The sequence below is a fragment of the Glycomyces dulcitolivorans genome (assembly GCF_003265355.1).
Classification (GTDB): domain Bacteria; phylum Actinomycetota; class Actinomycetes; order Mycobacteriales; family Micromonosporaceae; genus Glycomyces; species Glycomyces dulcitolivorans.
The window spans coordinates 15313-28625 of the sequence record NZ_QFRW01000054.1 but is presented as its reverse complement, the minus strand read 5'-3'; the positions used below and the strand labels follow the sequence as shown (position 1 = coordinate 28625).

The window sequence follows — 13313 nt, the reverse complement described above, 5'->3', positions numbered from 1 at the left end:
CCCAGGTGCCGCGATTCCGGCGGCACCGCCCCCTGGGCCGCCGCGCATGGTGGGCGCGGCGGCCCACCCCACCAACTCCGTCACTCGACCCCCGAGAGGACTGACCCGATGACACTCAGAGCCGCAGTCGTCGGCCTCGGCGCGCAGGCCAGGGAAGACCATCTTCCCGGCCTGGCCGCCTCAGCCGCCGTCGAACTCATCGCGATCTGCGACGACAACCCCGACGTCATCCATGAGCTGCAGTACCAACTGCACGTCAAGGGCTACAGCGACTACCGCGAGATGTTCGCCTCCGAAGCCCTCGACCTGGTCGTCGTCTGCGTCCCGCACCATGTCGGCCGCGACGTCGTCGAATGCGCCGCCGAGCACGGCGTGAACGTGCTCAAGGAGAAGCCGTTCGCGACCAGTCTCGAAGAGGCGCGCGAACTTGCCGCGATCTGCGACGGCGCCGGGATCAAGCTGATGGTCACCCTGCAGCGGCGCTTCAACCCGATCTACTCCAGCTTCGTCCAACTCGCCGACCAGATCGGCACGCCGATCGTCATCGACGCCCAGTACACGCTGCATATCGAGGACCCCTCCGAAGGCTGGCGAGGCCGCATCGCGCAAGCCGGCGGCGGCTGCGTCATCGACATGGGCTACCACCTCGTCGACATGATCCTCTGGTACTTCGGCCTCCCCGACCGGATCATCGCCGACACCTCCGCTTCCGCCCGGCCCGACCGCGCCTACGACGCCGAGGACACCGCCCTCGTCCACTTCGCGTACGACTCCGGCCTCTACGGCTCCGCGCTCCTGTCCCGATTTATCGGCCCCAAGAGCGAGCAGATCCGCCTGGTCGGCTCCAAAGGCATCGTCGCCCTCGAACGCGGCCGCATCCGCCGCCTCGACAACCACGGCGACGTCATCGAATCCCTCACCCGCGAGCAGTCCTGGCCGGCCGCGGCCACCGCCCAGATCGACCACTTCGCCCGCGTCATCAACGGCACCAGAACCAACCCGAGCGGCCCGGCCGAACATCTCGCGCACCTGGCCTTCATCACCGCTTGCTACGAGTCCGTCCGCCAGCGCACCGCCATCAACCCGAAGGAGCTCCTGTGACCTCCCCGCTCGCCCTCCTCGGCGGCACACCCGCCATCGATCGGCCCGGCCCGCACTTCACCTGGCCGCCGATCACCGACGCCACCCGCAAAGCCGTATCCGACCAGCTCGACTGCGCCGTCTCGATCTACGACCGCTCCGGCGTCATCGCCGACCTCGAAGACGCCCTCGCCGAGTACTTCGGCGTCCGTCATGCCCTTCTCACAAGCTCAGGTACAGCAGCGCTCTACTCGATGTACGCCACTGCGGGCATCGGCCCCGGCATGGAGGTCATCGTCCCGACATACACCTTCTTCGCCACCGTCACGCCGCTCCTGCACCTCGGCGCGACACCGGTCCTCGCCGAGTGCGACGACTGCGGCAACCTCGACCCGGCCGACGTCCTCACCCGAATCACCCACCGCACCAGAGCCATCGCCGTCACCCACATGTGGGGCACACCCGCCGACGTCACCGAGCTTCGCCGCATCGCCGATCTCCACGGCCTCCGCCTCTTCGAAGACGGTTCCCACGCCCACGGCGCCACCGCCTCCGGCCGCAAGATCGGCTCGTTCGGCGACGCCGCGGCCTTCAGCATGAACGGCCCCAAGCCCCTCTCCGCAGGCGAAGGAGGCTTCCTCCTCACCGACGAGTCCGAGATCTACTACCGCGCACTTCTCCACGGCCAGTACAACAAGCGCTGCCGCAACGAGATCCCCAAGACCGACCCACTCGCCCGCTACGCCGTGACCGGCATGGGCCTCAAACACCGCATCCACCCGCTCGCCGCCGCAATGGGTCTCGAACAACTCGGCAACCTCGACACCTACCTCGCCGACCGCGACAAGACCGCCACCTACCTCCGCGACCAATTCAGCGACATCCCCGGCATCGAACCGATCATCCCCGCCGAGCACGACCGCTCCTCCTGGTACGGCCTGATCCTCCGCTACCACCCCGACCAGCTCAACGGCCTCCCGCTCAACCGCTACTTCGAAGCCCTCCAAGCCGAAGGCGCCCTCGAAGCCGACCGACCAGGCTCAACCTGCCCACTGAACCTCCTGCCGCTCTTCCAAGAACCCGGCCCGCTCTTCCCTGCCCTCTCCCGCCGCTTCGCCTATGCTCCAGGACAGTTCCCCCGAGCCGAAGCGTTCCACGCGACCACCATCAAGCTCCCCGTCTGGCACCGCGAGGACGACCAGCACACCGCCGACGCCTACCTCAACGCCTTCCGCAAAGTCAGCACCCACCACACCGATCTCATCGAGACAGGAGCCCAGCATGGATGACCAACTCATCGACAAACTCACCGCCCAAGCCGCCGAAGACGGCATCATTCAACTCGTCGTCGGCGCCGTCATCACCGACGACCAAGACCGAGTCCTCCTCCTCAAACGCTCCGCCGACGACTTCATGGGCGGCCTCTGGGAACTCCCCAGCGGCAAAGTCGACCCCGGCGAACGCCTCGACACCGCCCTCACCCGCGAAGTCAAAGAAGAAACCGGCCTAGACCTCACCGAGATCACCACCTACCTCGGCCACTTCGACTACACCAGCAGCAGCGGCAAACTCACCCGCCAGTTCAACTTCACCATCTCCACCTCGACAACTGAACCGATCACCCTCACCGAACATGAGGATCATCAATGGGTATCAACATTCGGTGACCTCCCCGTCTCGGACGCCGTCAAGATCATTCTTCGTTCGGTGAGTTGATATTTGACGGGTATGGATCACTTTTAACTACAGGAGTACCGCGACGATTATTCGGGGTCCGCGAACCCTGAGGCAGGGAACCAGCAGTCATTCGTTTCGTCCAGGTGCCTCAGCTTGCGCTGCAGGATTTCACGGAGCGTGTAATGTCCGTAGGGAATGAGCCAGAGATCGTTGTCGTCGATGGTGATTAACGTGGCACCGCGGTTGTAATGGCCCCAGGTGATCCGAGGAAGACCGATCCGTCGAGCTGTTCTCCAGCCAGGTTGCACACCTGTCGGCCCCGCATTTTTAGGAACGGTTAGAACTGACTGCATCATTGCTCTCAAAGCAGGATTGCTTCGGATTCTTGGTGCCAGCGGCGTTTGCTGGGGGCGGCTTGGGTAGAGCACGGCGTTGCTACTGATACAGCCTGGACTGGCATCCATTTTGCCGGCGGGAGCGTTCGAGCTCAACCTGCCGCTGTTGGAAGTGGAACGAGCAGGTAGGGAATCTGCCTCTTTGCGAAGGTTACTGGCTTGGTTACCGGCCACCTACGATCTCGACATGCGAGCGGTGGTTCAGCGTGCGGGGACTTGTGATGCCGCTGCGAAGATCCGCAGTGCGCCTCCGAATGACCGCCTCGCAGCCGTTTTGCGATCTCGATCCTGCACCCCTTCCGGACCGGGGCTTCCAGGCTGGGGCTTCCAGATCCCCCCTTCCACGGCTACTTCCACGTCACCGAGCCCAGTAACCAAGTGTTTTCGCAGGATGAGTGGCATTTTCTGCTAGTTGTAGAAACCCGAATATATACATATCCCCGTAAGACGCTATAGGGAAAAGCTGCCCAGCGGCACCTCAGACCGGGTCTGAATCCGTGCCTGGGCGCCGTAGCGACGGCCGAAGCCACCTTGAGACCGGGGCCTCCCCAAGCTCGCCAAGGTTACTGATCCAGCGGGCTTCGGCGAGCTCAGGTGAGCAGGTGGCACTCCTCGCGGGAGAGCTCGCAGTCAGAATGGTCAATGTGTCCCGCTTCGCCTCAAAGGCCGTCGCAACGGTGTCCAGAACAGTGAACAAGGACGAAGGAATCTGAATGCCCAGCGGCCAGGACCCCCGTCCTCGCACCAGCGGCGGAACCGCCGCCAACAGGTGATACCGGAGCCGAACCCGAGCTCGGGCGGCAGATGTTTCCAGTTGATGCCGGTGCAGAGCAGGAATAGGGTTCCCTGCAAACACCTATGGTCATCCAACGGCAACGGACCTCGTGTCCCAGGGCGATGCCAGGGTCGGAGACTGAGGCTTGACTCTCTGTGATCGTCGGGATACGCTTGTTAGTCGTCCAGGCTGCATCGCGATGTCGACGAGACACGCCTCTTGCATGACCGCATCTCACCACCTTGTCTCAGGCTGCCCTGCCTTGGCTGTGCTCCACCCTTCATCCGGATCGGTCAGCTTGTCCGGAGGCGCCGATTTCCCGGTCGCTCGACAGGTGCGCGAACCCAGCATACGGTGGCAGCGGCACGTAAAATACCTGGTCAATCGCGATGTCTCCCATGGTTACCGGAGAGCCCAAGGTTCGCGTCGTAGGGGAGCCCCGCGAAGAGATCGACATTGCCTCGATAGCGGCAATCCTGGTCGATGCGGCCCTCCTGATCGCGGAAGACGAACCTGCGGCAGCCAGACCTGCGTGCCAGACCGACGAGCACGATCGGAAGGCCGACGGCGCATGAGCGAGACGTCAAAGAAGAAGCGAGCGGTGCTGTACCTGCGGGTGTCCTCTCGAAGTCAAGTCGACACCGACTACGACCCCGAGGGGAACTCCATTCCGGCGCAGCGCAAGGCGTGCCTCCAGAAGGCCGAGGATCTCGGGTTCGAGGTCCTCGACGAATACCTTGAGCCCGGCAAATCGGGGATGACCGTTGACGGCCGGCCGAAGTTCCAGGAGATGATGGCGAGGGTCCGCAACTCCAAGGATGTGGACGCCATCATCGTTTACGCGCGCTCGCGCATGCACCGCGATACGACCGATGCGGCGATCACTCGGCGGGAGCTCCGGAAGCTCGGGGTGCAGCTCGTCTCGATCATGGATTACACCGAGGACAGCTACATCGGTGATCTGGTGGCCGCGATCCTCGACGGTGTGAACGAGTACCAGTCGCGCGCGTCTGGGGCGGACGTGGCTTACAAGCTGGCCGCGAAGGCATCCCGCGGTGGTATCCCGTGCCTCGCCCCGCTCGGGTACCTGAACGTGGGGGAGAAGGTCGACGGCCGCGAAGTCAGGACTATCGCGGTCGACCCCAAGCGGGCGCCGTTCGTCGCCATGATGTTCGAGCTCTACGCGACGGGGCGGTACGGATTCAAGGACCTCCAGCGAGCGGTCACGGAGGCGGGGCTTCGCACCCGTCCGAGGAAGGACGTGCCCAGCGGTCGGCCGGTCACGATCGAGACCATCGGGCGGCTGCTTCGCGACCGCAGGTATCTGGGCCGCGTCGTGTTCAAGGGCAAGGAATACGACGGTCGCCATGAACCGCTGATCACTCAGGAGCTGTTCGACAGGGTTCAGAGCGTGCTCGTGAACCAGCGCGGCGCAGGTACTCGCGAACGGGTCTACGACCACCCGTTGAAGGGGCTGCTGTGGTGCGCGAACTGTCGGACGCGGTTCTACCTCGACACCGTCAAGAACCGACGCGGTCTCATGTACTCGTACTTCCTGTGCAGCGGTAGGGCGAACAAGCACTGCCAGTCCCCGAGGCTGCCGGTCGCGAAGATGGAGGCCGCCGTCAGCGCGCACTATGCGACCTTGAACGTCCCGCCGTCGCTCGCGGGGGAACTGCGGGCGGCCGTCGACAAGGCGTTGCGGGAGAAGGGGTTGCTGACGGCGTCACTTCGGAAGAAGTTGGAGGCCGAGCATCGGCGACTGGTCGAGCAGCAGGACCAGCTCTTCGATCTCGTCGGCAATCCGGCGTGGCCGCAGGATCGGCTGGAGGCCAAGATGTGCCGTCTCCGCGATGAGCTGGCCTCGGTCGAGGAGCGGTTGAACGAAGTCGGGGACGTGAAGGTGGAGCGGGCCGGCGAGGCGATCAGGATGCTGCTGGGCCTGTTGGACGATCCGAGGCGGCTGCTGAAGGCGCTGCCGGAGGATTTCCACAAGCCTTTCCACAGGTCGTACTTCAAACGGCTGCTGGTTTACGTCGATGAAGTGACCGGCGAGCCGAAGGTAAGCGCGGATGAGATCAGCTCGCCGTTCACGCCGCTGCTGCCCGAGCGGCGCGATCATTTGAGGCCGGAAACGTCGAAAACCGGGCCGCTCATTGCGACCCGGTTTTCGGATAATGCTGGTCTTGCAGGGGCGACAGGACTCGAACCTGCAACCCTCGGTTTTGGAGACCGATGCGCTACCAATTGCGCCACACCCCTTCGGCCCGTCCGGTCGCCCGGCCTGGCCGCAACTATCTTACGTGTCGCGGAAAGGCCGGTGCAACCGGGTTGGGGCCGGTGTTGCGCCTGGTCAAGAGGCCGGAACGACCGAGCCGTCGGCCCAGGTGTCGAGGATGAACTGCTTGACCTCGTCGGACTGGAGGAGCTCGGCGAGTTTCTGGATGTCCTCGTTGTCGGCGTTGGCGGCGGTGGTCACCAGGTAGTTGGCGTACGGGTTGCCGTCGGGGGACTCGCTGTAGAGGGCGTCCTCGGCGGGGCTGAGGTCGGCCTCAAGGGCGTAGTTGCCGTTGATGACGGCGGCGTCGACGTCGGGCAGGGAGAGGGCGAGCTGGGCGGCTTCGAGGGGGACGAACTCGATGTTCTTCTGGTTCTCCGCGATGTCGTCCTCGGTGGCCAGGGTCACGTCGACGCCGTCGGCGAGGGTGATCAGGCCCGCGTCGGCGAGGAGGGCCAGAGCGCGGCCGCCGTTGGAGCCGTCGCCGGGGATGGCGATCTGGGCGCCGTCGGGGATCTCCTCAAGCGAGGCCACCTTGTCCGAGTACAGGCCCAGCGGCTCGATGTGGACCGCGGCCACCGTCACCAGGTCGGTTCCGTTGGCGGTGTTGTACTCCTCCAGGTAGGGCTCGGTCTGGAAGAAGTTCGCGTCCACCGAGCCGTCGGAGGTCGCCACGTTCGGCTGCACGTAGTCGGTGAACTCCTCCACCTCGATCGTCAGCCCGGCGTCGTCGGCCAGGTTCTCGGCGATGTAGTTCAGGATGTCGGCGTGGGGGACCGGGGTCGCGGCGACGACGACGGTGCCGTTCGTCTCGGTGGCCTCGGACCCCTCGTCCGAACCGCAGGCGGTCAGGGCCAGAGCGGTGGCGGCGGCGACGGAACTGCCCAGGAGGGCACGGCGGTTGAACATAGTCTTCTCCTATGGATAGGTAGGGAAATTACTTCTCTAGCGGCGGTCGAGGGTGCGGGCGCACCGGTCGCCGAGGATCTGGAAGAGCTGCACGAGCACGACGAGGATGACCAGCGGCCAGATCATGTACTCGGTCTCGAAGCGCTGGTAGCCGTAGCGGTACGCCAGGTCGCCCAGGCCCCCGCCGCCCACGATCCCGGCCATCGCCGAGTATGAGACGACGGCGACCAGCGTGACGGTGAAACCGCGGATCAGGCCCGGCGTGGCCTCGGGGAGGACCACGCGCCACACCAGGGCCGGCGTCGACGCGCCCATCGCCCTGGCCGCTTCGATCAGGCCCGGCTGGACTTCGAGGAGCGCGCCCTCGACGAGGCGCGCGAAGAACGGGATCGACGCCACCGTCAGCGGCACGATCGCCGCCTCCGTGCCGATGCTCGTCCCGGCGATCAAGCGCGTCAACGGAACCACTGCGACCATCAGCAGCACGAACGGCGCGCTGCGCCCGATGTTCACGATGAGCCCCAGCGGCGCGTTCACCACTGCGATCGGCTTCGGGCCCGTCTTCGACGTGATGTACAGGAGCGTGCCGAGCAGCAGCCCGCCCACGAGCGTCCACAGCCCCGCGACCGAGACGATGTGCAGGGTCTCCCAGAACGCTTCCGTCAGCAGCTCGACGAGCCGGTCGGTGGAGTTCACTGCGCCACCTCCTCGCCCAGGAGGCGAGCGGCCAGGCGACGCGCCTGCCCGCCCAGACGCGAATCGGGGTCGGCCAGCAGATCGGGGACGTTCCCGATCTCCGCGAACCGCCCGGACTCCATCACCGCCGCACGGTGGCAGATCCGGGTGATGACCTCCAGCTCGTGCGTGATGAGCAGGATCGTCAGCCCCAGGTCGCGGTTGAGCCGCGCGAGCAGGTCGAGGATCTCGTCCGTCGTGTCCGTATCGAGCGCGCTGGTCGCCTCGTCAGAGAGAAGAACAGCAGGCTCGGACGCGAGCGCCCGCGCGATCGCCAGGCGCTGGCGCTGGCCGCCGGAGAGCTGGCCCGGGTAGGCCTTCGCCTTGTCCGACAGGCCGACCACGTCGAGCAGCGCCAGGGCCCGCTCGCGGCGGACGGCGCGCTTGACGCCGCGGAAGCGCAAGGGAAGCGCCACATTGGATTCCGCGTTGCGGTTGGACAAGAGGTTGAAGTGCTGGAAGATCATCGCCGTCTGCGACCGGGCGGCGCGCAGCTCGCGGCCGTGCAGCGCGGTCAGGTCCCGGCCGTCGACCTCCACGGTGCCCGCGTCGGGGCGGGTCAGGAGGTTCGCGGTGCGCAGCAGGGTCGACTTGCCGGCGCCGGAGCGGCCGAGGATGCCGAAGATCTCGCCAGGGGCGACGTCAAGGGAGACGTCGTCGAGCGCGACGAGGTCGCCGAAGCGCTTCGTGACGCCGGACAGGCGGATGCTGGGACTGGAGTCCATGAGGAGGAAAGGTCGCTTTCGCTGTGGGTGATCGCCGCTTCGGGGCGCGGCGGTGCAGGAGCCCTCAGCTGGCGCACATTCGACAGCACGACGCGGCGGCGCGGTCGGCGTCGCTGAGGCGTTCGATGTGCTGCGAGTTCATAGCCTAGAAGTCAAGCAGGAATTCGTGCCGAATCCAAGAAGCTGTGACGAACGCCGCGTCCGGCAGTCGGAGCCCAGGCTGAGATAGGGTTCGGCCATGACTGTTGCGACGATTCCCGCCCCGGCGTTCGCGATCGAGCGGTTCAGACTCGCGAACGGCCTGCGGGTGGTCCTCGCGCCGGACCCCGGAGCGCCCGTCGTCGGCGTCGCCGTGGTGTACGACGTGGGGATGCGCTCCGAGCCGGAAGGGCGCACCGGATTCGCCCACCTGTTCGAGCACATGATGTTCCAGGGCTCCCACAACGTCGGCAAGGCCGAGCACATGCGGCACGTCCAGTCCGCGGGCGGCACCTTCAACGGCTCGACCCACATCGACTACACCGACTACTTCAACCTCCTCCCCTCCAACGGCCTCGAACTCGCCCTGTTCCTGGAGGCCGACCGCATGCGGGGCCCCGCGATCACCGAGGAGAACCTCGCCAACCAGGTGAGCGTCGTCAAAGAGGAGATCCGGGTCAACGTCCTCAACCGCCCCTACGGCGGCTTCCCGTGGATCAAGCTCCCGCCGGTCATGTTCGACACCTTCGCGAACTCCCACGACGGCTACGGCGCCTTCACCGACCTCGACGCCGCCACCGTCGACGACGCCCGCTCCTTCTTCGACGCCTACTACCCGGCCTCGAACGCGGTCCTGTCCGTCGCCGGCGACTTCGACCTCGAACAGGCCCGCGACCTCGTCGAACGCCACTTCGGGAACGTCGAGGCGCGCCCCGCGCCCGTCCACCCGTCGTTCGACGAACCCGACCTCGACGGCGAACGCCGCCTCTCCTACACCGACGAGCGCGCGACCCTCCCGGCCGTCGCCGCCGCCTGGCGCGTGCCCGACCCGGTCACCGAGCTCGACGCGTTCCTGCCGTACGTCGTCCTCGGCGAACTGCTCACCGACGGCGACGCGTCCCGCCTCGTCGAGCGCCTCATCCACGCCGACCGCAGCGCCACCGCCGTGGCCGCGCACTGCACCTTCATGGCCGAGCCGTTCGCGTCCCGCGGACCCACTGTGATGCTCGTGCAGGCGTTCCTGCCGCCGGGCACCTCCGTCGACGCCGTCCTCGGGACCGTCGACGACGAACTCGCCCGCGTCGCCGAAGGCGTCGACGAGGAGGAGCTCGACCGCGTCAAGGCCCGCGTCGCCGCCCAGCTGCTGCGCGGCGACGACTCGGTCATGGGCCGCTCGCGCCGCCTCGCGACCGCCGAGATCTTCCACGGCGACGCCGCCATGTCGACCCGGTTCGCCGGGCTCCTCGGCGAGGTCACCGCCGAGTCCGTCGCACAGGCGGCCGCCGCGCTCACGCCGCGGCGCCGCGCCGTCCTCGAAGTCGTCCCCGGAGGCGCCCAGTGAGCAGCATTCCCGTCCCCGGTCTCGCACCCGAGGTCCCGCTGTCCCTGCCGGTCCCGGTCGAGCGGACCCTCCCGAACGGCCTCCGGGTGCTGCTCGCGCGCCGCCCCGGCGTCCCGCTCGCCGAGGTGCGCCTGTCGATCCCGGCCGCGCACACCGACCTCGCCGCGGCCGACCTGCTCGCCTCGACCCTGTTCTCGGGCACCGAGACCGCGTCGATGACCGACATCGCCCGCCGCCTCCAGGGCATCGGCGGCGCCCTCGGCGCCGGCGCCGACCCTGACCGGATCGCCGTGTCCGGCAACAGCCTCGCCACCGGCCTCCCCGAACTCCTGGAGACCCTCGGCGACGTCCTCAAGGCCGCCGAGTACCCCGACGCGCCCTTCGAGGTCGAGCGCTCCCGCATCATCGACGGCCTCTCGGTCGCCGAGCAGCAGCCGGACTTCCAGGTCAACCGCGTCCTCGACGCGCGCCTGTGGGGCGACCACCCGTACGGCCACCAGCAGCCCACCGCCGCCGAGGTCGCCGGCGTCCAGCGCCAGGCCGTGCTCGCACTGCACGCCTCGCGCATCCACCCCGCCGGCGCCCGCATCGTCATCGTCGGCGACATCGACACCGACGCCACCGCGGCCGCCGTCGAGAAGGCCCTCGGCGACTGGAACGGCGCCGGGGAGCCGCGCACCATGGAGCCGCTCCCGGACCTCGCCCCCGGGCCCCTGGTCCTGGTCGACCGGCCCGGCTCGGTCCAGTCCGCGATCCGCGTCGCCTACCGCGCCGTCGCCCGCACCCACCCCGACAACGCCGCGCAGCACCTCACCAACCTCGTCTTCGGCGGCTACTTCACCTCGCGCCTGGTCATGAACCTGCGCGAGACGAAGGGCTACGGGTACTCGCCGCGCTCGCGCGTCGACCACTCCCCGGCCGGCTCGGTCCAGATGGCCGCCGTCGACGTCGCCACCGAGGTCACCGCGCTCGCGCTCGCCGAGGTCCGCGCCGAGCTGCGCGGGATGGCCGAGAACCCGCCCGCCGCAGAGGAACTCGACCTGGCCCGCCGGTACGCGCTCGGGTCCATCAAGCTCGCCACCGCCACCCAGGCGGGCGTTGCGAACTACATCGCGGTCCTTGCCGCCGGCGACCTCCCGCTGTCGTGGCTCGCCGAGCACTCAGAGCGCCTGCGCGAGGTCACGACCGCCGACGTCCAGCGCGTCGCCGCGGCCGAACTCGACCCCGACCGCGCGGTCACCGTCGTCCTCGGCGACGGCGCGGAGATCCGCGACTCGCTCGCCGAGCTGGGGGAGATCGCGGCCCCATGATGCACCCGCCCTTGGCGATCGACGAGGTCGACCGGTTCGCCGCCCACCGCGGCGACGACGAATGGCTCGGCGACGCATGGCAGAAGGCGCAGATCGTCGTCTGCGACCCCGAGCGCGAGCGCATCGACGCCGACGAGGACGGCCTGCGCTACTACGACGCCGACTCCGCCCCCGACGGCGAGCGCGTCTACCTCGGCGGCGAGAACCCGCCGGTGTTCGCGGTCTTCGCCGACCTCCCCGAAGGGCTCCCCTGTCGCTGGATCAAGCCGACCTGGGACCGCCGCGACCTCGCGATCGCCGTGGAGGCCATCGGGATCGGCCACTGGCACGCCACATACCGGTTCCACCCGACGACCGGCGAGCCGCTCCGCGCCCGCATGGCCGGCTGGGAGCTCGCGGGCACGAACGGCCGCCCCGTCTTCCCGCGCACCGACCCGGCCGTGATCGTCCTCATCGACGACGGCGCCGACCGCGTCCTGCTCGCGCAGCACCAGCGCTACGGCGGCCAGCCGAAGCCCGCGGTCGCGCAGAACACGATCGGATCCCCGGCGCAGTCCACCCGGCACGGCCGGTACGCGTGCATCGCGGGGTTCGTCGAGCCCGGCGAGTCCGCCGAGGCCGCGGTCCACCGCGAGGTCGCCGAGGAGGTCGGCATCCGCCTCGACCGTCTCGACTACGTCTCCAGCCAGCCGTGGCCCTACCCGCGCTCGCTCATGCTCGCGTACCGGGCCACCGCCGACCCTGCGCAGACGCTCGCGCTCCAGGCCGAGGAGATCGCGGACGCGCGCTGGTTCACCGCCGACGAGGTCCGCCAGATGTGGGTCGACACGGAGGACTCGACCCCGAGCGCCGTGCGGATCTCCGTGGCGCGCTTCCTCATCGAGAACTGGCTCGAAGAGGTTGCTTAGACCTTCGTGACGGCGGCGGCTTCGGCCTCCGCCGCCGCGTCCGGTTCCTTCGCGGCGACCGCGCGCTGCGCGGTGAAGACCCCGGCGATGACGACGAGGCCGCCGATGATCTGTGGCACCGTCAGCGCCTCGCCGAGCAGCGCCCAGGCCGCGAGCGAGGCCACGACGACCTCGGTGTACCCGATGCCGCCGGCGACCGGGGCCGACACGAACCGCAGGCCGCTCAGTCCCAGCCCGTACGCGACCGCCGTGCACACCACGAGCGCGCCGATGCTTGCCGCGCCCGTCATCTCGATGCCGCCCAAGGTGACCGGCGCGGACAGGACCGACCAGTCGAGGGCCCACGGGGCCGCGAACGGGGCGAGGAGCACCGCGCCGACGGCGAAGCCGATCGCGAGGAGGACGCGCACGTCCACCTTCGCGGTGAGCTTCTCGCCGGAGAGGAAGTACGTGGCCTGGCAGGCCGCGGCCGCCGCGCCCGCGACGAGGCCGACCGCGTCGAGGCGCAGCCCCGACCAGACCTCGACGACGATGCACAGGCCGACGATGCTCAGCAGCACGCCGATGACGGCCGAGCGGGGGAGGATCGTGCGCCGCACGAACCGCACCCACGCGACGACCACGACCGGGCCCATGAACTCCAGGAGCAGCGCGATGCCGACGGGCAGCCGCTCGACGGCGATGAAGTAGAAGGCCTGGACCGCGGCGATCGCGGTGAGGCCGAACAGGGCCAGGGCGCCCCACGGCAGGCGCGTCCCGCCGCGCAGGGTCCGCACCAGCGGCACGGCCGCGACGGCGATCGCCAGGAGCCCGACTCCGCAGATGCGCAGCCACGTCACCTGGATCGGGGTGAGCCCGGCCTGGATGACCACCTTGCCGAACGGGCCGCACAGGCCGAAGAACAGCGAGGCGGCGAGGACGAGCGAGACGCCGAGGGCGGCACGGGGTGAGGACATTCAGGGCTCCAGGGTCCAGGGGACA

10 protein-coding genes, 1 tRNA gene and 3 pseudogenes are annotated in these 13313 nt (G+C 68.2%); 7 read left to right on the top strand and 7 right to left on the bottom strand.

The features are described from left to right. Nucleotides 1-108 precede the first annotated feature (108 nt). From DI269_RS03435 to DI269_RS03425, 3 genes are read left to right on the top strand one after another with little or no spacing between them, the layout of a single operon-like run. Entirely contained in the window at nucleotides 109-1101 is a 993-nt protein-coding gene (locus DI269_RS03435; protein WP_112133728.1) for a Gfo/Idh/MocA family protein, read from the top strand. Next, a complete protein-coding gene (locus DI269_RS03430; RefSeq protein ID WP_112133727.1) occupies nucleotides 1098-2369 on the top strand; it encodes a DegT/DnrJ/EryC1/StrS family aminotransferase in 1272 nt (423 codons plus the stop codon). Before DI269_RS03435 ends, DI269_RS03430 begins: the two co-directional genes overlap by 4 nt. Beyond that, the gene (locus DI269_RS03425; protein ID WP_112133726.1) at nucleotides 2362-2796 is read left to right on the top strand and encodes an NUDIX hydrolase; all 435 of its coding nucleotides are present in this window, start codon (nucleotides 2362-2364) and stop codon (nucleotides 2794-2796) included. The genes DI269_RS03430 and DI269_RS03425 overlap by 8 nt, the downstream gene beginning before the upstream one ends. A gap of 1088 nt (nucleotides 2797-3884) precedes the next feature. Here DI269_RS03425 and DI269_RS28545 read toward each other — a convergent pair. Continuing rightward, nucleotides 3885-4049: pseudogene (locus DI269_RS28545) on the bottom strand (transposase); the annotation flags it as partial. A 77-nt stretch (nucleotides 4050-4126) separates the two neighbouring features. On the opposite strand from DI269_RS28545, the pseudogene DI269_RS28955 reads away from it, so the two are divergent. Beyond that, nucleotides 4127-5551: pseudogene (locus DI269_RS28955) on the top strand (recombinase family protein); the annotation flags it as partial. Nucleotides 5552-5653: 102 nt separating this feature from the next. Here DI269_RS28955 and DI269_RS03405 read toward each other — a convergent pair. The 5 genes and pseudogenes from DI269_RS03405 to DI269_RS03385 form a co-directional block, all read right to left on the bottom strand. Beyond that, entirely contained in the window at nucleotides 5654-6049 is a 396-nt protein-coding gene (locus DI269_RS03405) for a hypothetical protein (protein WP_112133725.1), read from the bottom strand. Between the two features lie 67 nt (nucleotides 6050-6116). Continuing rightward, nucleotides 6117-6189: transfer RNA gene (locus DI269_RS03400), tRNA-Trp, on the bottom strand. Nucleotides 6190-6280: 91 nt separating this feature from the next. Beyond that, nucleotides 6281-7114: a MetQ/NlpA family ABC transporter substrate-binding protein gene (locus DI269_RS03395; RefSeq protein ID WP_112133724.1), complete on the bottom strand. Its 834-nt coding sequence runs from the start codon at nucleotides 7112-7114 to the stop codon at nucleotides 6281-6283. Between the two features lie 36 nt (nucleotides 7115-7150). Then, entirely contained in the window at nucleotides 7151-7810 is a 660-nt protein-coding gene (locus DI269_RS03390) for a methionine ABC transporter permease (protein WP_112133723.1), read from the bottom strand. 44 nt (nucleotides 7811-7854) lie between these two features. Beyond that, nucleotides 7855-8574: pseudogene (locus tag DI269_RS03385) on the bottom strand (methionine ABC transporter ATP-binding protein); the annotation flags it as partial. A 238-nt stretch (nucleotides 8575-8812) separates the two neighbouring features. On the opposite strand from DI269_RS03385, the gene DI269_RS03380 reads away from it, so the two are divergent. From DI269_RS03380 to nudC, 3 genes are read left to right on the top strand one after another with little or no spacing between them, the layout of a single operon-like run. Further along, nucleotides 8813-10114 carry a M16 family metallopeptidase gene (locus tag DI269_RS03380; protein ID WP_112133721.1) on the top strand — a complete coding sequence of 434 codons (1302 nt, stop codon included), beginning with the start codon at nucleotides 8813-8815 and terminating at the stop codon, nucleotides 10112-10114. Then, the gene (locus DI269_RS03375) at nucleotides 10111-11424 is read left to right on the top strand and encodes a M16 family metallopeptidase (RefSeq protein ID WP_112133720.1); all 1314 of its coding nucleotides are present in this window, start codon (nucleotides 10111-10113) and stop codon (nucleotides 11422-11424) included. Before DI269_RS03380 ends, DI269_RS03375 begins: the two co-directional genes overlap by 4 nt. Next, complete coding sequence (gene nudC / locus DI269_RS03370) at nucleotides 11421-12332, top strand: NAD(+) diphosphatase (protein WP_157974739.1); 912 nt, start codon at nucleotides 11421-11423, stop codon at nucleotides 12330-12332. The genes DI269_RS03375 and nudC overlap by 4 nt, the downstream gene beginning before the upstream one ends. On the opposite strand, the gene DI269_RS03365 is transcribed toward nudC, so the two are convergent. Then, nucleotides 12329-13288, bottom strand: coding sequence for an EamA family transporter (locus DI269_RS03365; RefSeq protein WP_112133718.1), 960 nt, complete (start codon nucleotides 13286-13288; stop codon nucleotides 12329-12331). The genes nudC and DI269_RS03365 overlap by 4 nt on opposite strands. Nucleotides 13289-13313: the final 25 nt, after the last annotated feature.